Annotated in this window: 17 protein-coding genes; 12 read left to right on the forward strand and 5 right to left on the reverse strand. The window is 53.4% G+C overall.

Annotation, left to right across the window (positions count from 1 at the left end):
- Window positions 1-2 precede the first annotated feature (2 nt).
- The 4 genes from L2731_RS18330 to L2731_RS18345 form a co-directional block, all read right to left on the reverse strand.
- Window positions 3-260 carry a chaperone NapD gene (locus L2731_RS18330; RefSeq protein ID WP_041406610.1) on the reverse strand — a complete coding sequence of 86 codons (258 nt, stop codon included), beginning with the start codon at window positions 258-260 and terminating at the stop codon, window positions 3-5.
- Between the two features lie 39 nt (window positions 261-299).
- Entirely contained in the window at window positions 300-458 is a 159-nt protein-coding gene (locus tag L2731_RS18335) for a periplasmic nitrate reductase, NapE protein (RefSeq protein ID WP_239850383.1), read from the reverse strand.
- 419 nt (window positions 459-877) lie between these two features.
- Window positions 878-4,765 (reverse strand): ATP-dependent RNA helicase HrpA, encoded by a 3,888-nt coding sequence (gene hrpA, locus L2731_RS18340; protein WP_249254778.1) that lies wholly within the window; start codon window positions 4,763-4,765, stop codon window positions 878-880.
- A 156-nt stretch (window positions 4,766-4,921) separates the two neighbouring features.
- Entirely contained in the window at window positions 4,922-5,338 is a 417-nt protein-coding gene (locus L2731_RS18345; RefSeq protein WP_011865564.1) for a CBS domain-containing protein, read from the reverse strand.
- A gap of 343 nt (window positions 5,339-5,681) precedes the next feature.
- On the opposite strand from L2731_RS18345, the gene hyaA reads away from it, so the two are divergent.
- The 12 genes from hyaA (at window position 5,682) to L2731_RS18405 (ending at window position 17,758) form a co-directional block, all read left to right on the forward strand.
- Window positions 5,682-6,818 carry a nickel-dependent hydrogenase small subunit gene (hyaA, locus tag L2731_RS18350; protein WP_041511451.1) on the forward strand — a complete coding sequence of 379 codons (1,137 nt, stop codon included), beginning with the start codon at window positions 5,682-5,684 and terminating at the stop codon, window positions 6,816-6,818.
- A gap of 4 nt (window positions 6,819-6,822) precedes the next feature.
- Window positions 6,823-8,529 (forward strand): nickel-dependent hydrogenase large subunit, encoded by a 1,707-nt coding sequence (gene hyaB, locus L2731_RS18355; RefSeq protein ID WP_239869776.1) that lies wholly within the window; start codon window positions 6,823-6,825, stop codon window positions 8,527-8,529.
- Between the two features lie 10 nt (window positions 8,530-8,539).
- Window positions 8,540-9,211 (forward strand): Ni/Fe-hydrogenase, b-type cytochrome subunit, encoded by a 672-nt coding sequence (cybH, locus tag L2731_RS18360; protein ID WP_249254779.1) that lies wholly within the window; start codon window positions 8,540-8,542, stop codon window positions 9,209-9,211.
- An 11-nt stretch (window positions 9,212-9,222) separates the two neighbouring features.
- Window positions 9,223-9,786, forward strand: a complete 564-nt coding sequence (locus L2731_RS18365) for a HyaD/HybD family hydrogenase maturation endopeptidase (RefSeq protein WP_249254780.1) — start codon at window positions 9,223-9,225, stop codon at window positions 9,784-9,786.
- Complete coding sequence (locus tag L2731_RS18370) at window positions 9,767-11,539, forward strand: NiFe hydrogenase (protein WP_249254781.1); 1,773 nt, start codon at window positions 9,767-9,769, stop codon at window positions 11,537-11,539. The genes L2731_RS18365 and L2731_RS18370 overlap by 20 nt, the downstream gene beginning before the upstream one ends.
- Before the next feature lies 1 nt (window position 11,540).
- The gene (gene hypF, locus L2731_RS18375; protein ID WP_249254782.1) at window positions 11,541-13,916 is read left to right on the forward strand and encodes a carbamoyltransferase HypF; all 2,376 of its coding nucleotides are present in this window, start codon (window positions 11,541-11,543) and stop codon (window positions 13,914-13,916) included.
- 113 nt (window positions 13,917-14,029) lie between these two features.
- Complete coding sequence (hypB, locus tag L2731_RS18380) at window positions 14,030-14,842, forward strand: hydrogenase nickel incorporation protein HypB (RefSeq protein ID WP_249254783.1); 813 nt, start codon at window positions 14,030-14,032, stop codon at window positions 14,840-14,842.
- 2 nt (window positions 14,843-14,844) lie between these two features.
- Window positions 14,845-15,093, forward strand: coding sequence for a HypC/HybG/HupF family hydrogenase formation chaperone (locus L2731_RS18385; RefSeq protein ID WP_239886386.1), 249 nt, complete (start codon window positions 14,845-14,847; stop codon window positions 15,091-15,093).
- Window positions 15,090-16,205, forward strand: coding sequence for a hydrogenase formation protein HypD (hypD, locus tag L2731_RS18390; protein ID WP_249254784.1), 1,116 nt, complete (start codon window positions 15,090-15,092; stop codon window positions 16,203-16,205). The genes L2731_RS18385 and hypD overlap by 4 nt, the downstream gene beginning before the upstream one ends.
- Window positions 16,206-16,207: 2 nt before the next feature.
- Window positions 16,208-17,218, forward strand: a complete 1,011-nt coding sequence (hypE, locus tag L2731_RS18395; protein WP_249254785.1) for a hydrogenase expression/formation protein HypE — start codon at window positions 16,208-16,210, stop codon at window positions 17,216-17,218.
- Window positions 17,218-17,568 (forward strand): hydrogenase/urease nickel incorporation protein HypA, encoded by a 351-nt coding sequence (hypA, locus tag L2731_RS18400; RefSeq protein WP_249254786.1) that lies wholly within the window; start codon window positions 17,218-17,220, stop codon window positions 17,566-17,568. Before hypE ends, hypA begins: the two co-directional genes overlap by 1 nt.
- A gap of 25 nt (window positions 17,569-17,593) precedes the next feature.
- Window positions 17,594-17,758 carry a hypothetical protein gene (locus L2731_RS18405; protein WP_181006099.1) on the forward strand — a complete coding sequence of 55 codons (165 nt, stop codon included), beginning with the start codon at window positions 17,594-17,596 and terminating at the stop codon, window positions 17,756-17,758.
- Between the two features lie 398 nt (window positions 17,759-18,156).
- Here L2731_RS18405 and L2731_RS18410 read toward each other — a convergent pair whose 3' ends face one another.
- Window positions 18,157-19,146, reverse strand: a complete 990-nt coding sequence (locus tag L2731_RS18410; RefSeq protein ID WP_249254787.1) for an ATP-dependent nuclease — start codon at window positions 19,144-19,146, stop codon at window positions 18,157-18,159.
- Between the last annotated feature and the right edge of the window lie 166 nt (window positions 19,147-19,312).

The following is a 19,312-nucleotide window of genomic DNA, read 5'->3' on the forward strand; positions in this document are numbered from 1 at the left end:
CTTCATTTTTCAACCTCTTCAAGCACTTCACTTTGGTGATACACCATGGCTGCGGACAGCACGCCCTCAATCTTGTTGATCGCCTCAATATCAGCCATCAGGCCCTTCTGGGTCATGCCTTCCAGCACAACCACCAACTTGACCTCATCGTTAACAGACAACTCTGCGTTTTCCATCTTCATGATTGTCTGTCTGACACTGGACATAAATTCAGGCTTAACCTGAACCACTAAACTGGTGACGTGAAGTTCATTGCTCATTGACATTTTCACTCTTAATAATTGTTCGAATACAGTGGGTTAACCTGCACCTGGTGGGCCAGTAAGTATCTGGCTAAACCAGATAGCAAAGCCCAAACCAGAAACGAGTAACACTGACAGCAGGGGAGCAAGAAAAACGGTTAGAAACACAAATATTTTTAGCTCTAAACTTTTCTCTTCATTAGATGTGGAACTCATGCATCCTCCAACGGGTCATGCCGGTTTTCATAGCAGATAAAGTTGGTCTACTTCTGGTTGGATTGTGTCAATCAAACATTAAAGACCATACTTTTCTTCCTGTTTTTTATGGTATCAATAACTTCTTAACATTCTGTATACCCCTAAATCGGTAAATTCCATGCAGGTTTGATCTGGATCATCCTTTTGCAGCAGATAAAACTCAGATCACTTCTCCTACACAGCAATTTCGATTGAGAAAGCAACAAAATGAATAAATTAGCTATTCATAAACAACTAAAACATAGTCATAAAACGGCGAATAGGTAAGTCAAAGTGTGATCTAAATCGTTAAAATATATCGATGGGGGTAGGCGTGATTTTCACGGGCATAAAAAAAGCACCCGTTGCGGGTGCTTCCTTAGTCTTTATGACAATGATTAGGCTTCGGCGATGCGGTTGAGGATGCGCTTCTCCGAAATCGGATAGGCGGTGCCTAACACCTGGGCGAAACAGGAGACACGGTACTCCTCTATCATCCAGCGCGCCTCCTGCAGCGCCTCGGGCACGGCTGCACTCTTAGGCACCTTGGCCAGTTGCGCCGCTAAGGTCTGCTGTACATTGTTAATGCTGTGCAGGTGCAGGCGGTCACGGTTTGGATCCACTGGCAGTTTGTCTAAACGATTATCTATCGCCTTGATATAACGGATTAAATCCGCCAGGCGCTGCCAGCCGCACCGCTCAACAAAACCCTTGAATACCAGGTTATCCAGTTGGGTCTGAATATCACTCATGGCAAAGGCAATATCCAGGCTGATCTTGCCCTTGAGGCGCTTCTTCACCTTCTGATACAGGGTCAGGATCTCCTCCACCTGCAAGGCTATCTTGGCCGCCGTAGGGTTAAGATCCTGACGCACGACATCTTTAGCCTGCTCGAACTGCTCGGCGCTGCGTACATCCAGCCCCTTCTCGTCGAGCAGCTGCTGCACCGCCGCCGATAGGATATCGTCGATCAGATACTGCACCTGGCCAAAGGGATTGAAATACATGGCCAGCTTTGCCTTGTTGGGCAGGGTGTTTTGCAGATGTTTCACTGGCGATGGCATGTTAAGCAGCAACAGGCGCTGTAAACCTGCCTTGTGACAACGACCGGCCTCATGCTCGTCATCGAACAGCTTGATCGCCACACTCGTCTTATTATCCACTAGCGCAGGAAACGCCTTCACCTGGAAGTTACCACGCTGCTTCTCATACTGCTTGGGCAGATCGCCAAAGCTCCACTGAGTCAGCTCGTTCTGCTCTATGCCGCTCTCGGCCACGTTGCGTATCGCCTGGGTCACCTTGCCCTGCAGCTGCGCCTTCAACTGCTCAAGGTCGCGGCCCTGAGCCAGCAACTTGCCCTTATCATCTTCTACTTTGAAATTTATCAGCAAATGGGACGCGAGCTGAGTAAGATCGAAATCATCGGCTGAGATACGCACGCCGCTCATACGCAGCAGTTGCTTACACATGGCATCCAGCAGACTCATCTCACTACTGCTGTTAGTATTAGCCATCGCCTGCAGGCAGGCCCTGGCATAATCCGGCGCCGGCACAAAGTTGCGCCTCAGCGTCTTAGGCAGGGACTTGATCAGCGCGGTGATCTTCTCTTCGCGCAGGCCAGGCACCAGCCAGTCGAAGCCCTGGGCCTCAATCTGGTTAAGCAGCGCGACGGGAAGATGCACCGACACGCCATCATCCACGTCGGCCGGTTCGAAGTGATAGCTCAGGGGCAGATTAAAGTTGCCCTGATGCCAGCTGTCGGGGAAGTCCAGCGCCGAGACATGATCGTCGCTACGCTTCATCAGCGCGTCACGCTCGAAATCCAACAGATGAGGCTGACGTTTCTTCTCCTGCTTCCACCAGGTTAATAGCTTAGGCGCGTTGTAGATCCCCTGTGGAATACGGGCATCATAGAAGTCCACCAGCGCCTGCTCGTCCACCAAGATGTCGCGGCGGCGAGACTTGTGCTCCAGCGCCTCGATATCGTCGATAAGCGCACGGTTGTTGACGAAGAAGGCTTCCTTGGTGCGCAGCTCCCCTTCGGCCAGCGCACTGCGAATAAAGATCTCCCGGGCCTCGACAGGCTCGATGGGGCCATATTGCACCCGGCGACGATTGACTATGGTCAGGCCGTAGAGCTGCTGATTCTCCAGCGCCACCACACTGCCCTGCTTGGCCTCGAAATGGGGCTCCACATAACTCTTCTTCACCAGATGACCGGCCAGGGGCTCGACCCATTCAGGTTGGATCTTGGCACAGCAGCGAGCAAACAGGCGTGAGGTCTCGGTCATCTCGGCGGCCATGATCCACTTTGGTCCCTTCTTAGCCAGCGGTGAGCCAGGAAAGACGAAGAACTTGCGATTGCGCGCACCTAAGTATTCGTTGTCCTTATCTTTGAAGCCGATATGACTCAACAACCCGGTCAGCAATGACTTGTGTAGCAGCTCATAATCGGCGGGCTCGCTGTTGAGCTTCCACTTGAGATCATGCACCGCCTGACGTAACTGGGTATAGAGATCCTGCCACTCACGCACCCGCAAGTAGGCCAAAAATTCCTGCTTACACAGCTTGCGGAACTGGCTGGCAGACAACGCCTTTTGTTGCTCCTTGATGTGATCCCACAGCTTCACCCAGGCGATGAAGTCAGAGTCCTTATCGCTGAAGCGTCGGTGAGCCTCATCGGCGGCCTGCTTCTTGTCCATAGGACGCTCGCGGGGGTCTTGAATCGATAGACCTGCGGTGATCACCAATGTCTCATGCAGGCAGCCATATTCCTTGGCCTGCACCACCATGCGCGCCAGGCGTGGATCGACCGGGATACTCGCCAGCTGACGCCCCAGAGGGGTGAGTTGCAGCTGCCCCTTGTGTTTGCGCACCGACTGCAGCTCTTCGAGCAGCAGGAAGCCATCGCGAATGTATCTCGCATCGGGTGGCTGAATAAAGGGGAAGCCTTCGATATCGCCAAGTCCGATAGAGAGCATCTGCAAAATAACAGAGGCCAGGTTGGTCCTTAGGATCTCTGGATCGGTGAACTCGGGGCGGTTGTTAAAGTCCGCCTCATCGTAGAGGCGAATACAGATCCCCGGCGCCACACGGCCACAACGGCCCTGACGCTGGTTGGCACTGGCCTGAGAGATAGGCTCAATCGGCAGGCGCTGCACCTTAGTGCGATAGCTGTAGCGGCTGATGCGCGCCGTACCCGGATCGATCACATACTTGATGCCAGGCACGGTTAATGAGGTTTCAGCCACGTTGGTAGCCAGCACGATACGCCGGCCGCGATGGCTCTTGAACACCTTTGACTGCTCACCATAGGAAAGACGGGCATACAGGGGCAAGATCTCGGTATCGCGGTACTGCTGCTTGTTGAGCTGGTCCGCCAGGTCACGAATCTCTCGCTCACCATTGAGGAAGATGAGAATATCCCCCGGCCCTTCGGCCATCAGCTCCTCTACCGCGGCGAAGATGCCATCGGTGAGATCTAAGTCTTCATCCTGCTCGCGAACCAGAGGCCGGTAGCGGGTCTCAACCGGATAGGTACGGCCCGAAACCTCGATCACAGGCGCGTTATTGAAATGCTTGGAGAAACGCTCCACGTCTATGGTGGCCGAGGTGATGATCACCTTGAGATCCGGGCGGCGCTTGAGCACGCTCTTGAGGTAACCCAGGATAAAGTCGATATTCAGGCTTCGCTCGTGGGCCTCATCGATAATGATGGTGTCGTACTGATCCAGATATTTGTCTGAACTCAGTTCCGCCAGCAAGATACCGTCCGTCATCAGCTTGATGTAAGAGGTCGGCTTGATGGCATCTGCGAAACGCACCTTAAAGCCTACCACTTCGCCCAGTGGGCTGTTTAACTCTTCGGCCACACGAGTCGCCACGCTGCGGGCGGCCAGTCGTCTTGGCTGGGTGTGGCCAATCAGGCCACGGGTGCCCAGGCCCAGTTCGAGACAGATCTTCGGCAGCTGGGTCGTCTTACCCGAACCTGTCTCACCGGCCACAATTACCACCTGGTTATTGGCGATCGCCTCGACTATCTCGCCGCGCTTTTGCGATACCGGCAAGGCGTCGGGATAGCTGATCTCGGGACGATTCTGCCTACGGGCCTCGGCCTTGGCCGCGGCGGCAATGGCCTGCTCCTCCAGCTCGGCCAGCACAGCTGATTTTTGCTCGCCGTCAGCTTGTTTTTTCAGTCGATGAAGGCGGCGCTTGATCCGAGAGGCATCGGCCTGGAAACACTGGTTGAGGAAGGCATGAGACAGGGGGTGACGTGGCGAATTCAAAGGAAAGACCCATATAGCAAAACACAAAGCCGGGATCCTACCAAGGAACGCGCCATTTTGATATGAAAAATCGCCCCAGAGGGGCGAATTTGTTCACCCGATTATCCGGCTCACTGCATGAGAATGCTAGATAAAAAGGTGAACATAAGCATTAACTTAGGCAGGTTTAAGATAACACTCCTGCATTGAGGTGTTGATCGCCCGGAGCACGGCATTTCTGTCTATGATGCCGACCACCCTGCCCTGGTCGATCACCGGATAGATCTTTGGCTTTGGCAGCAGCATCTGCTCGGCCAGGCTGATGATGGGCTCATCCTTAGAGACAGTCAGCACGTCGGTGCGCATGCAGTCACTCACATTGGCGGTGAGATCGCAATGATAGGTACTCTTTAACATCACGGCTAAACAATCTTGTTGCGACAAAAACCCCACCAAATGACCCTGTGCATCGACCACGGCTGCGCCTAATTTTTTTTGTGAGAGCAGCTTTTCGACCGCGGCCGCCAGTGTCATGTCTGCCTGTAATAACACCGGTTGGCGATCCATATAATCAACGACTTTCATCGATTCCATATTCTGACTCCTTAATCGTGTCCGCACCTTAAGTGTAATTAAGGTTGGTCTAAAAAGCCGAAGTTTTAACCAATTTTATTTATAAGCAAAGAAAACAAACATTTGCGTAACAGCACAAGAATTTGAGCTGACTCCCAATATTGTTAGGAAATAGGACATTTTGTCCCATGTTTTTAAATAAACTTGATCCAGCTCATACCTATGCAAGCTTAAAAGCCCTTGCGAATCACAAGGTTTCTAAATGTTGACATACATCAACAATCGCGCCGAATTTGAGGCCTAAACTAAGTTACTGAATCGTGCCACTACATTTTCGCATCAAAATGAAAACAAAGGGTTAACCATGGACACACATGCCGCCTTATATCAACAAGGCCAAGCACGCCTCGAAGAGTTACGTCGCTTGGCGCCTCGTCATGCTCAGACATTGCAAGACAAGATGGAAGAGCATGGCATCACCCGCCGAGACTTTATGAAATGGAGCGCCGCCGTCACCGCCATGTTGGCGTTACCGCTCCCCTTTAGCACCTTAGTCGCCGAAGCCGCCGAGCTGGCCGACCGGGTGCCACTGATCTGGTTGCACATGGCCGAATGTACAGGCTGCTCAGAATCTCTGGTGCGTGCCGATACCCCTAACCTCGACTCGCTGATCTTCGACCACGTTTCATTGGAATACCATGAAACCCTGATGGCCGCCGCCGGTTGGCAAGCCGAAGAGAACCTGGAACACGCACTGGAAGCCTACAAGGGTAACTACTTGTTGGCCGTAGAGGGCGCTATCCCTACCGCCAACAACGGTGCCTTCCTCACCGTTGGCTGTAAGGGTCACACTGGCCTTGAGATCATCCACCACGCCGCCGAAGGCGCCGCGGCGATCATCTCAGTCGGTACCTGTGCCTCCTTCGGTGGTGTACAGGCCGCCGCCCCTAACCCGACCGGCGCCAAAGGCGTCGATAAGGTAGTTAACAAGACAGTGGTTAACTTAGGTGGCTGCCCACCTAGCGAGAAGAACATTGTCGGCACCCTGATGTATTTCATCATGTTCGGCAAACTGCCTGCGCTGGATATGTTCAACCGTCCTAAGTGGGCCTACGGCGCACGGGTTCACGATAACTGTGAGCGTCGTGGTCGCTTCGATGCCGGTGAATTTGTCGAGCAGTTCGGCGATGAAGGCGCGAAAGAAGGCTACTGCCTCTATAAGGTGGGATGTAAAGGGCCTTATACCTATAACAACTGCCCCACAGAAAGATTCAATCACCACACCAGTTGGCCAGTACTTGCGGGTCACGGATGTATGGGCTGCTCCGAGCCTAACTTCTGGGACGACATGGCCGACTTTGAAAAACCCCTTGGCAGACAGCTCCTTCACGGGCTGGACGCAACGGCCGATACCGTCGGCGCAGTGATCTTGGGTGCCACAGCTGTAGGTATCGGCGCTCATGCTGTTGCCAGCGTATTTGCCAATTCGAAGGAGGACTAATTCAATGAGCAAACGTGTAGTTATCGACCCTATCACTCGTATCGAAGGCCATCTGCGCGTCGAGGTCGAAGTCGACGAAAATAATGTTGTTCAAAAAGCCTGGTCCTCCTCCACCCTGTGGCGCGGCATCGAGGTGATCCTCAAGGGTCGTACGCCGATGGACGTTGGCCTGATCGTGCAGCGTATCTGTGGTGTCTGTACCTATTCACACTATCGTTGTGGTACCGAGGCGGTGGAAAACGCCTTAGGGGTAAAGATCCCGCTTAACGCCAAATACCTTCGCTCGCTCATGCAGACATCCCTCTACATGCATGACCATATAGTGCACTTCTACCACCTACACGGTCTTGACTGGGTAGATGTGGTCTCGGCGCTGAGTGCCGATCCGGCCGCCGCCGCACAGGTGGCCCTCAAGTACACAGACAAGCCTATCGCCGCCGGCGAGGGTGAACTGCGCGCGGTACAAGAGCGCGTTAAAGGCTTCGTCGAAACCGGTAAACTTGGCCCCTTCGCCAACGCCTACTGGGGCAACGGCACCTATAAGTTTACTCCAGAGCAGAACCTGATCGCCCTGTCTCACTACCTCAAGGCACTGGAAGTCCAGCGCGTTGCGGCCGAGATGCTGGCCATCTTCGGTGGTAAACAGCCCCATCCACAATCACTGGTCGTCGGTGGTGTCACCTCTGTGCGTGACATGTTAAGTCCTGCCCGTCTGCAGGAGTGGAAACAGAAGCACGCCATAGTGACCGACTTTATCCACCGTGCCTATAAGGCCGATATCGTCATGGCAGCCGAAGCCTTCGGCGGCGAGCCTAGTGTGCTGGGCGGCGTCAACGTGAAGAACTTCCTGGCCACCAATGACTTCGTGTTAGCCGATGGTCAGTACATGTTCGACCAAGGTGTGATCATGAACGGCGATCTGGCCAATGTCACCGACATCAACCCAGATCTGATTAAAGAAGACGTGAGCCACGCCTGGTACGATGCCAACGAGCCACAGCATCCTTATGACGGTACCACAGTGCCTAACTACACAGGTTTTGTGGAGCGCGACACCGTCTACGGCAAGCTGCCAACCCTGGATGGCGACGGCAAGTACAGCTGGGTGAAGTCGCCTCGTTACCAAGGCGAGCCGGTAGAAGTGGGTCCCCTCTCTAGCCTGCTGGTCAGCTACGCCCGCGGCAACAAGGTGGTGGTCGATGCGGTTAACGGCCTGCTGGAAGTCACCGGTCTGCCGGTTGAAGCCCTATTCACTACCCTTGGGCGCACCGCGGCGCGCATGCTACAAACAGTGATTGTAGCCGAAGAGGGTCTCAAGACCTTCGATGCCCTGATCAACAACCTGTTGGTTGACGAGTCTACCTATGTGCTACCAGAGATAGATCCCAACAAGGAGTATGTCGGCCACGCCATGATCGAGGCGCCGCGCGGCATGCTCAGCCACTGGATCCGTATCAAGAACGGCCTGGTGGAGAACTATCAGGCGGTGGTCCCCACTACCTGGAACGCTGGCCCTGTGGACGCCGCCGGTAAGGTGGGTCCTTATGAGGCAGCACTGGTGGGACTCAAGCTAGAAGATCCGACTAAACCACTGGAAGTGATACGTATCATCCACTCGTTCGACCCATGTATGGCCTGTTCGGTACATGTAATGGACTATAAGGGCCAAGATCTGGGTGAGTTCCGTATCGACCCAAATGGCAATAACTAAGGAGCAACTCATGGCTACAACCAATGTACCCTATGAGAGAGCCTTTATCTTCAGCGCCGCGATCAGGATTTTCCACTGGTTGCGAGCGCTCTCCATACTGGTTCTTGTCATCACAGGCTTCTATATTGCCTGGCCATTCTTGGTGGCGCCAAGCAACTCAGATGTGCTGGTACAGGGATGGGTGCGGTTCGCCCACCTAATCTTCGGCTTCGTGCTGTGTGCCATCACGCTTGCCAGGGCCTATCTGTTCTTCTTCAGCAAGAGTGACATTGAGCGGCGCTCCTTCAAGGACGTCACCAGCGTCAACAGCTGGATAGTGCAGCTCAAGTCCTATCTGTGGATGGGACACCTGGACAAGAAAGGAGTATACGGCCCCTTGCAGTTTGTCACCTACTTTGCCGTATCAGTGATAGCAGCCCTCATCTGTATCACTGGCTTGGCACTGTATGCCAATGTCTACCATCTCGGCCTCGGCGGCATGTTAGCCGACATGGCGGCATGGTTGACTGGCGCCATGGGTGGCCTGGCTCAGGTACGGATCTGGCACCATTACTTTACTTGGGTGTTTATTATCTTCGTTGTGATCCACGTCTATATGGCAGTTTGGACCGGCATCAGATTTAAACATAATTCGGTAGACTCCATCGTCTCTGGCTATGACTACCATCCTAAGAAACACTAAATAAGGGCGCCATGAAAATACTGTTACTCGGTATTGGTAATGTGCTGTACGCCGATGAAGGGATCGGCGTACATTTTGTCAATTACCTGCAAGAAAACTATCACTTTAGCCATCCGTCACATCAACTCGATGTGATGGATGGTGGTACCTTAGCCCAAGGGCTAATTCCCATTATCTGTAAATACGACTATCTTGTGGTGGTAGATACGGTCAACGCCCATGGCGTCGGCCCAGGAGAGGTCTATTTTTTCGATTTCGACAAGGCTCCCAGTGAGATCGATTGGCAAGGAAGCGCACACGAGGTAGAGATGTTACAAACATTGATCATGATGGAGATGGTCGGAGACAGACCGAAAACCTACGTACTGGGTTGTACCCCAACAGTGCTCGAACCCATGACACTGGGACTCACCCCAAGTGTCGCCGCCGCCGTTCCCCTAATGGAAACGACAATACTCAAACACTTCAAATCCTTAGGTTTCGAGATCACTCGAGTCAAGGATCTAGCCATTGAAACGCTCATTCCAGATTCTTATAAGCGCGGTGTTATCCTAGATGAAGACAATCAAATTTGAATTTACCTGCTCACGCCAGGTGCCTCTTTACGCGCATTTATGTAACCGATACCTAAATTATGGTGAGCTAAACATCCATATTGGTTACCAAGGCGGTGCCTATTTTATCGAGGCCGAGGGCAAACAGAGCCAACTGGAAACCCTGGCCGATGAGATCGCCCAAGATTTTCTGATCTCCGTATGGCTCACCGATTCTCGCATTGCTCTGGTCGACGCACCAAGCGGCAGCACTGAACCACTGGTTACCCAACCTATGACTCAGGAATTTTGCCAGCAGTGCGCTCCACGCTTTGGCGATAATCAAGCACCAGAGTTTGGCCAACTGGATCTTGCCTGCAACTGCTGCCATGGCGAGCGACGTATCCATCAAGAATATCGTGGCCTCACTGCAGGTGATATTCAGGCCATGTATCACACTCTGATGACTCAGGGCGAACTCAAACTAGCAGGCGGCATTCAACTAAGCCTGAGCCCGATTGACAACAATCCCAATGGAAACAGTCAGCGCCCTCGCCTGCTCGTTTGTAATCCGAACACCTTAAATGCCCAGTTCCACCTCAGCGACCCGCAGATTCTGGCGCTATCAAGCATAGAGAAACCACTCATCTGCGTGCGTCCCATAAAGGATCATCCTAAGTTAAGCGAGCCCCTGTACGATCTCTGCTTCGCCTACAACCGCCTGTTGGTGATCCTGGCCGAGCATCTACGCCAGCGCGGCACAGATTGGATTTATCTAGCAGACTCAGCCCAAGGAAAACCACTCGCCTATATCGACGGCCAATGGGCCGACATCAACAGCAACATGCCAACGAGCCTGCGTATCGACTCGCCTAAGCAACCGCTACATGACAAGGTACTGTTGGCGGGTAAGAACACCTATTATTACGCGAGCCACAGCGATAAACAGGGTAGCCACTACCTGCTGGAACAAGGTAATGAAGTCAAAGGCCGTCATGGCGACATGACACCTGCTATCCTAGGCGATGACGATCTAGCCCTGTGCGCCTTGCACAGCGTTAATCTCGAGCATGGTCTGGGCAAAAACAGCGCCATCATCTACCTAAGCCGTGATCATGGCGGACAGATCTACACCTTAGATGGCAAGTGCGAAGCCGAGCGTTTCTTCGCGCTGCCCGAGCTGCCCCAAACCGGGTATGAGATCTATCATCAGCTGGAGCAGAGCCCTCAACGCAAGGTGCTGGAAAAGTTTAAGCAGCGCTATCCCGAAGACTACCTCAGGCTGCTAGATCTAAAATTACCCACAGAACGTCATAGTCTAAGCGCCCTCTGGGCAGTTGGCGCGGTGATTCTGGGTCTTAAGAGCCGGTCGTTAAGCGTGGACGATCTTAACGATGCGCTAATGGCGGCCGCCATGGCCCATCGCGGCAGCAACTCGCCACGCATCGACTACCCCCTTACCCGCGGCGAAGCCTATCGCAGCCTCAACTGGTGTAAGACATTGGGAACGCTAATCAGCTTCCGTCTTGCCGACGACAGGGACAGCCAGAAATTAGCCTTCGGCATGCATGACTCCTTCGCCGACTATCTGGCAAACTGGATTGAACACCTGGATCTCAACCTCGGGGTGAAGTCAGTCGCATTAGCCGGTAGCGAATGGGCTAACCCCTTATTGTGTCAACGGGTCGCCCTGAGGATTGGTAAGAACTTCCCGCTTAAACACAACCAGCAGCTGGAGATAGATGGTAATAACCATGCCATCGGTGCCCTACTGCTCAAAAAACGCAGGCTATAGCATGTCTGCCAAACAGCAAGCGTCCATAGAGACGACCAAACGCGTCAGGCTGGACATCACAGGTATCGTACAAGGGGTTGGTTTTCGCCCCTTCGTTTACCGCTGGGCCACGGAACTTGGGTTGCTGGGTCTGACTTTTAACCACAGCAAGGGCGTCACTGTGGAGCTACAAGGCTCAGCGCAAGCGATTGAGACTTTTGTTGAAGCACTTACCCAAACACCACCGCCACTGGCGCGCATCGACAGCCTGAGTCAAATTGAGATCCCGCTAGAAAACTGTGATAGCTTCGAAATCACACATAGTCAGGCCGACGCCAAGGCGGTAGTTGCGGTGTCAGCGGACAAGAGCAGTTGTCAGGAGTGTCTCGATGAGATAATGGATCCAGACAACCGTCACTACCAATACCCTTTTACCAACTGCACCAACTGTGGCCCCAGATACACGCTGATCCGTGCCCTGCCCTATGACAGGCCCAACACCGCCATGGCCAAGTTTGCCATGTGTGATGCCTGCGCATCCGCCTATCAAAATCCACTGGACAGGCGCTACCACGCCCAGCCGGTGAGTTGCCCAGATTGCGGCCCGCAGCTAAGCCTACTGGCACAAGATAAGCGTCTGCTTGGTGAGCGCAATGCCGCGCTGGATCTCGCCGTGGAGATGCTGGCCCAGGGCAAGACCCTGGCCATCAAGGGTCTCGGTGGTTTTCATCTGGTGTGCGACGCCACCAATGATGATGCCGTAATGCAGCTAAGGCAGCGCAAACAGCGGCCGGCTAAGCCCTTCGCCGTGATGTGCGCCTCACTCAAGATGGCTAAGACACTGGCCAGCGGCAGTGAGGCAGAATGGCAACTGCTGCAAAGCGCCGAGCGGCCCATCACCCTGCTACAAAAGGCATCCAACAGTGATTCGCTGAGCCCAGCCGTGGCCCCTGGCATAGACAGGCTCGGGCTATTTCTACCTTACACGCCTTTGCATCATCTACTACTGGCTAGGCTCAATCGCCCCCTTGTGGCCACCAGTGCCAATCGCAGCGGTGAGCCCATCATCACACATGCCCAGGATATCTTCGCGCTGCTTGGCGAGGTGGTCGACGCCGTGCTGGATCATAACCGCGAGATCCTCAACGGCTGCGACGACAGCGTAGTGCAGATGGTAGATGACAAACTGCAGGTTATTCGATTGGCGCGTGGCTATGCGCCGCTGACCTTGGCATTACCAGAGCAAGTCCATCAAGAAACCCTGGCCGTTGGTGCCCAGCAAAAAAATAGTATCGCCTTTGGATTTGACCACAACCTAGTGCTCAGCCCCCATATCGGCGATCTCTTCAGCCTGGAGGCGGAGCAATATTTTATCGATACCCTGGCGACCTTTAAGCGTCTCTATCAATTTAGTGCCAAGCATCTGGTGAGCGACAAACATCCCGACTACGCCTCGACGATTTGGGCACAGCAGCAAAGAGAAGCCCAGGGCATAGCCTTCACTCAGGTACAGCATCACTACGCCCATATTCTGAGCGTGATGGCGGTAAATCAAAGAGTCGACAAGGTGCTGGGCTTTAGTTTCGACGGCACGGGCCTAGGCGATGATCGCCAGCTCTGGGGCGGCGAAGCCATGATCGCCGATGTGTCAGGTTATCAGCGCGTCGCCCATCTGAGCCCCATGGCGCTGATCGGCGGCGAACAGGCAATTAAAGACCCGCGCCGCATTATGCTGGCGTTGCTGTTTGAACGCTACTCGCCTGAAACCCTTAAAAACCTGCCACTCAAGGCGCTCAGCGAGTTACCTACGAGCCTTATCGGCAACCTGCATACACTTTGGCACAAAGGCGTCGCCACGCAGATAACCAGCTCCATCGGCCGTTTGTTCGACGCCACTGCTTGCCTGCTCGGTCTGATGCAGACCACCCAGTTTGAGGGGCAAGCTGGCATGTTGATAGAAGCCAAGGCCAACGAAGTCAGCGAGGCGCAGCTAGAGAGCGAGCTCGCGGCGACCGAGCTGGCCTTCAGCCTAAGCGAAATAAACGGCGTATGGCAGTTAGGCTCTCTATGGGCACAGATGGTGGATGCCCTGCTGCATTGGCAGGACAAGCCCGATGGCATAAGCCTTATCGCCCGCGCCTTCATGAACGCCCTGGCACAGGCGGTTACCGACTGCGCGCGTAAACATAGCGCCCTTAGCGTGGCGCTTTGCGGCGGCGTATTTCAAAACCGCTATCTGCTCAGCGAGACACGTAAACGATTGAGCATGTCTAAGATTAAGGTGCTGGATTCACATCAGGTACCGGTTAACGATGGCGGCATTGCCCTGGGGCAACTCTGGTACGCCATTCACCAAGATAACGAGGCGCAAACGTCGACGGAAAACGCATTCCGCTAACGGTTTGAGCCAATTTGATTAACAGGACTTTGCCTAAAACTGACCCGGGTCAATGAAGTCACCGGGTCCCTAGCGCAAAATGGCATAAACGCCTTAGATTTATGGAGTTCATTATGTGTAAAGACTGCGGCTGCTCTATTACCCGGGATCACAGCCATGAGCATGATCACCACCATGATCACAGCCACGATCATAGCCATGAGCATGATCATAGCCACGCACACGGTCATTCCCATCATCACGACCACGGCACGGTTCGTAGCAATCCTCAGCTCAATGACAAGAAGACCCTGTCTGTCATCCATAAGATCCTCGACAAGAACGACCACGAAGCGGCCCACAACCGTGCCCATTTCGAGGCCCACAATATCACCGCCTTCAACCTGATGAGCAGCCCAGGCAGCGGCAAGACCACACTGCTTGAACACCTCAAAGAATACACAGACTTAAACTATGGCGTGGTCGAAGGCGATCTTGAAACCTCCCGCGACGCCGACCGCCTCACCGCCAAGGGGATCCCCGCCTTTCAGATCCAGACCGGCTCGGCCTGCCACCTGGACGCCTTCATGGTGCACGACGCCCTGCATCACGTGGATCTGGCCCCGCTGGACATCTGCTTCGTGGAAAACGTCGGCAACCTGGTCTGCCCCGCCTCCTACGATGTGGGTACCCATTACAACATAGTGCTGGTCTCTGTCCCCGAGGGCGACGACAAGATTGAGAAATACCCGGTAATGTTCCGCAAGGCCGACCTGGTACTGATCACTAAGGCCGATCTGCTGCAACACTTCGACTTTAGCGTCGAAGAAGCCAGGGCCCAGGTGAAACGCCTCAACCCAGAGGCAGAGGTGATCACCACCTCCATCAAAGATGGCGACAGCATGCGAGCCGTAGTGGAATGGCTCAATAGCCACAGGAGCGTTTAATCATGTGTTTGTCTATACCATCGAGAATTGTGGCGCTGCATCCCGACGAGCAGGCAGTCACCGTCGAGACCCTGGGGGTCAAGCGTAAGGTCAGCAGCCACCTGATGAATGAGCCGCTGGCGCTCGACGACTATGTGCTTATCCATATCGGCTTCGTGATGAACAAAATAGATAAGGCCGATGCCGAACAGAGCCTGGCCCTGTATCAGGAGATCGTCGAAAAGATGAATGAGCAGGAGGCCCAGTCATGATAGCGCTCAAGCAGCTATATCAGGGCTTTAGAGATCCCGAAACCATACACAATCTGGCCAAGGAGATCGCCCTGCACGCCGCCAAGCATGACGGCAACATCTACATCATGGAGGTGTGCGGCGGTCATACCCACACCATCATGAAATATGGCCTCAACCAGCTACTGCCAGACAATATCGAGTTTGTGCATGGACCCGGCTGCCCCGTGTGTGTCATGCCGAAAGAGCGCATCGACCACGCCGCCATCCTGGCCTCACAGCCAGACGTAATTTTGGTGACCCTTGGGGACATGATCCGCGTGCCCGGCTCCAACGGCAGTCTGGCAGAGTTTCGCGCCAAGGGCTGCGATATTCGCCCTCTCTACGATCCGCTGGATGCCCTGACCATCGCCAAGGAAAACCCTGGCAAGCAGGTGATCTTCTTCGCCATAGGGTTCGAGACCTCGACGCCCATGACGGCGGTGCTGATCGAACAGGCCGAGAAGCAAGGGATAGATAACCTGCTGTTTCATATCAACCACGTGCTGGTGCCGCCTGCCATCGACGCCGTGATGGCCGATCCCCTGGCCAAGGTGAATGCCTTTATCGGCCCGGCTCACGTGAGCGTGATCTCGGGTGCCAAGCTATACCGCCCGGCCGTGACCCAATATGGCACGCCCGTAGTGGTATCTGGGTTTGAGCCTGTGGATGTGATGGAATCTATCCTGCGCATCGTCAAGCAGAAGGTCGATGGCGTCGCGGAGTTAGACGTGCAATATAGCCGCGCCGTGAGCGAGGAAGGCAACGTGCACGCCCAGCAGAAGGTGGATCAATACCTCACCATCAGGCCACATTTCCGCTGGCGCGGTCTGGGGCCGCTGGGCGAGTCTGCCCTCATGCTAAAGCCTGAGTTTGCCCACCGCGACGCCGAGATGATCTACCGTGAGAAGCTGAACGTGCCCGATATCGACGATCACAAGGCCTGCCAGTGCGGCGACATCCTTAGGGGTATTGCCAAGCCGAAAGACTGTAAGGTCTTCGGCCGCGGCTGTACCCCGGAAACGCCGCTCGGTAGCTGCATGGTCAGCTCGGAAGGCGCCTGTAACGCCTATTACCGCTATAACGGAGTCTAATCATGGCCGATAATGAAAAAACCGTACAACTCAGTCACGGCGGTGGCGGCAAGGAGATGAATCGTCTGATCAAGTCGATCTTCTTCAAGGCATTCAACAACCCTATCCTGGCGAGTGAAGAAGACGCCGCCCTGCTCCACTTCGAGGGACAGGCCGCCTTTACCACAGACTCCTTCACCGTCTCGCCGCTGTTTTTTGCCGGTGGCAACATAGGCAAGCTCGCCATTGCCGGGACGGTCAACGATCTCGCCATGATGGGCGCCGAACCTCAATATCTGAGCTGCAGCTTCATCATAGAAGAAGGCTTTGCCATCAAGGATCTGAAAACCATCGTCGATAGCATGGCCGAGGAGCTGCACAAGAGCGGCACTCGCATCGTCTGCGGCGATACCAAGGTAGTGCCTAAGGGCTGCGCCGATGGCCTGTTTATCAACACCTCTGGCGTAGGCCGCGTGTTGAAGCCGCAGATCTCGGTGAAAAACCTGCGTCCCGGCGATGCCATCCTGGTCTCGGGCGATATCGGCCGCCACGGCGCCGCCATTTTGATGGCCCGCGAGGGACTCACCCTGGAATCTGAGCTGGTCAGCGACTGCGCCAACCTCTGGCCCGTGGTCGAGCAGTTGATCGCCTGCAACATAGAAGTGCATGCCATGCGCGACGCCACCCGTGGTGGCCTGGCTGCTGTGCTTAACGAATGGGCGGGCGCCTCCAATGTCGGCATCAATGTCGAGGAGAGCAAGATCCCCGTATGCGACGAGGTCAAAGGCCTATGCGAGCTCTATGGCTTCGAGCCCCACGACCTGGCTAACGAAGGCACCTTCATCCTGGCGGTACCGGGAGAGATTGCCGAAGGTGCACTGGAGATCATCCAGCGCTACGGCCACTGCCAGCAGGCGGCCATCATAGGCCATGTGGAAGAAACCCATCCGGGCAAAGTGGTGCTCAAGACCCCATGGGGCAGCAGTCGCTACCTCGATCTGCCCCAGGGTGAACTGCTGCCAAGGATCTGTTAATGCACGAGTATTCGATTGTCACCGCCCTGCTGGAACAGTGTGAACAGCATGCCATCGCCAATCAGGCGGGCAAGATCACTAAGGTGGTGATAAAGATCGGCGTCCTCAGCGGCGTCGAACCCGCCCTACTGGCGACCGCGTTTGAGACCTTCAAGCTGGAGGGGCGCGCCAGAGAGGCGGAACTGGAAATTCTACATCAGGAATTGGTGCTCGAGTGCCAGGCTTGCCAAAGCACTCATACCATCAAGGAACGAAGTGTCATTTGTCCTAGTTGTCACAGCTATGAGACCCGTATCATCGAAGGGGAAGAATTGCTGCTGATGCAACTAGAGCTGGAAACCGATGAATAAAACCAAACATAAATGGAGTATTACAATGAAAAAAGCCTCACTGCTACTCGCTAGCCTTCTTCCTGCGGCGGCCTGGGCACACCCAGGGCACAATGGCATAGGTCTGTTCCACCACCTCAACGACCTACTCCCCATCATCGCCCTGGTGATCATCGTCGCCGGCGTGATGCTGTGGAAGAAACGCTCATAAGCCAAGCGTTACCCTAAGCCTGAAGACAGCGTTAGACTCCCCCTGAGTCTAGCGCCGTCTTGCGTCATCTGAACTAATCTCAATTATATTTAGCGAGCTTTACATAGGTTAGCTTCATAGTAACTCAGCGCCCTCGGTAAACCGCCAGCCTCCACTGTTGTAAACAATAGAACTCAACCATAGTTAAAGTCATTTTTGACAAAAATATGTAGGCCTTCGAACGAAGGTATTGGCTTTTTGGCTTGTATCATTCACCTGTATAGGTTTTTACTTCGCGGATGGTACAGTTGATCCCCCAGCGCCGTGGTAATGATTTTGGGTAAGATGGCAGCTTTTATGCGCAAGCAGAAAGGAGACAGCTTACCCAAATTCCAATTCACCACCTTGTTACATGTGTGTTAGGCACTGTTTTTAATTACACCGACAAGCTCTTCAAATGCCACCTCACCGATATCATCAAGGTAGCAATTTATTGCAACAGCCCTGAAGTAATCATTATTTGCTGATGCTTCATGTGCTAGACATTGAGTAAAATAATGATGATCATCAACATCGCGTAGCGCCAATGTATTGTTAACATCAACACCAAAACTATTTTGTATCATTTCCCTGACAGCATCATTTTGGTAAACCTCCTTTTCAGGTGGCATTGTTCCAGGAAACGAGTATAGCTTGTCCTTTACACTTGGGCCTGTGTCTGCGTCTCGAACAGCGAGGCTCTTTTTGCCAATTTGATCCATGAGCTTGACCGCATTGCGCACAGCTTTTGTATCCCCAACAGGCTCAATATTAATCGCACTTAAGATTTGTTGATCAATACACCGAATCATTTCTGTTAGTAATAGAGCCGCGAAGTCATCTTCAACGAAGACTATAAGTTCCTTTTGCTCTCCAAGCGAAAGCATAGCCCTTGCTCTAGTTGAAGATAGCCCTTCAAAGCTGCTAACCCCATTGATGTCACGATATAACATTAACCTAGCTTCCGAAGGCATCGCTTTCAGCATCCTGTCGGAATGTGTAGTAAATATTATCTGATGATGTTTACGGTTACAGACATCAATGAGATATTTTGCAAACTCATATTCTGCATGTTCGTGTAATGATGTTTCAGGTTCTTCAATCACAAACAAACTTCTGTCAGGTGATCTTTCCAGAAGATCGACCATATAGAATGTTCTACCTTCACCAAAACCCATGTTATTTTCGGAGTAACTTGCACCATAACGAGAGGCTATGCCTAGCTCTGCTTTATTTTTGCCATGCCGAATTCCTTGAAAGTGTAATTCATCATATTGCTGCCCTAGTATTCGGCCAACCTTTACTTTTATATCATCGGGAATATCACGTCGCTGAGTAAGTGCAAATGAGCTTCCTTTGTATATACTCAAGTCTTTTCGTTCAACTTTTGGTATGTAGACCGTAAACCCTATATAAAAGCACTTATGTAGTGGTCAACTAAAATTGGCCACGGTTTTGTATTCAAGCCAGTATCTTCGCTCTGACTCATTAGGTGTTAGCCCACCGTTATATTGATGTGGTCTCAGCTGACTGTAA

This window comes from Shewanella aquimarina (assembly GCF_023349185.1).
GTDB lineage: Bacteria > Pseudomonadota > Gammaproteobacteria > Enterobacterales > Shewanellaceae > Shewanella > Shewanella aquimarina.

Bases quoted from the DNA above. Each gene is read 5' to 3' on its own strand.
- L2731_RS18330 (WP_041406610.1), bottom strand. From the start codon at position 260: ATGAGCAATGAACTTCACGTCACCAGTTTAGTGGTTCAGGTTAAGCCT.
- L2731_RS18335 (WP_239850383.1), bottom strand. From the start codon at position 458: ATGAGTTCCACATCTAATGAAGAGAAAAGTTTAGAGCTAAAAATATTT.
- L2731_RS18345 (WP_011865564.1), bottom strand. From the start codon at position 5,338: ATGGAATCGATGAAAGTCGTTGATTATATGGATCGCCAACCGGTGTTA.
- hyaA (WP_041511451.1), top strand. From the start codon at position 5,682: ATGGACACACATGCCGCCTTATATCAACAAGGCCAAGCACGCCTCGAA.
- hyaB (WP_239869776.1), top strand. From the start codon at position 6,823: ATGAGCAAACGTGTAGTTATCGACCCTATCACTCGTATCGAAGGCCAT.
- cybH (WP_249254779.1), top strand. From the start codon at position 8,540: ATGGCTACAACCAATGTACCCTATGAGAGAGCCTTTATCTTCAGCGCC.
- L2731_RS18365 (WP_249254780.1), top strand. From the start codon at position 9,223: ATGAAAATACTGTTACTCGGTATTGGTAATGTGCTGTACGCCGATGAA.
- L2731_RS18370 (WP_249254781.1), top strand. From the start codon at position 9,767: ATGAAGACAATCAAATTTGAATTTACCTGCTCACGCCAGGTGCCTCTT.
- hypF (WP_249254782.1), top strand. From the start codon at position 11,541: ATGTCTGCCAAACAGCAAGCGTCCATAGAGACGACCAAACGCGTCAGG.
- hypB (WP_249254783.1), top strand. From the start codon at position 14,030: ATGTGTAAAGACTGCGGCTGCTCTATTACCCGGGATCACAGCCATGAG.
- L2731_RS18385 (WP_239886386.1), top strand. From the start codon at position 14,845: ATGTGTTTGTCTATACCATCGAGAATTGTGGCGCTGCATCCCGACGAG.
- hypD (WP_249254784.1), top strand. From the start codon at position 15,090: ATGATAGCGCTCAAGCAGCTATATCAGGGCTTTAGAGATCCCGAAACC.
- hypE (WP_249254785.1), top strand. From the start codon at position 16,208: ATGGCCGATAATGAAAAAACCGTACAACTCAGTCACGGCGGTGGCGGC.
- hypA (WP_249254786.1), top strand. From the start codon at position 17,218: ATGCACGAGTATTCGATTGTCACCGCCCTGCTGGAACAGTGTGAACAG.
- L2731_RS18405 (WP_181006099.1), top strand. From the start codon at position 17,594: ATGAAAAAAGCCTCACTGCTACTCGCTAGCCTTCTTCCTGCGGCGGCC.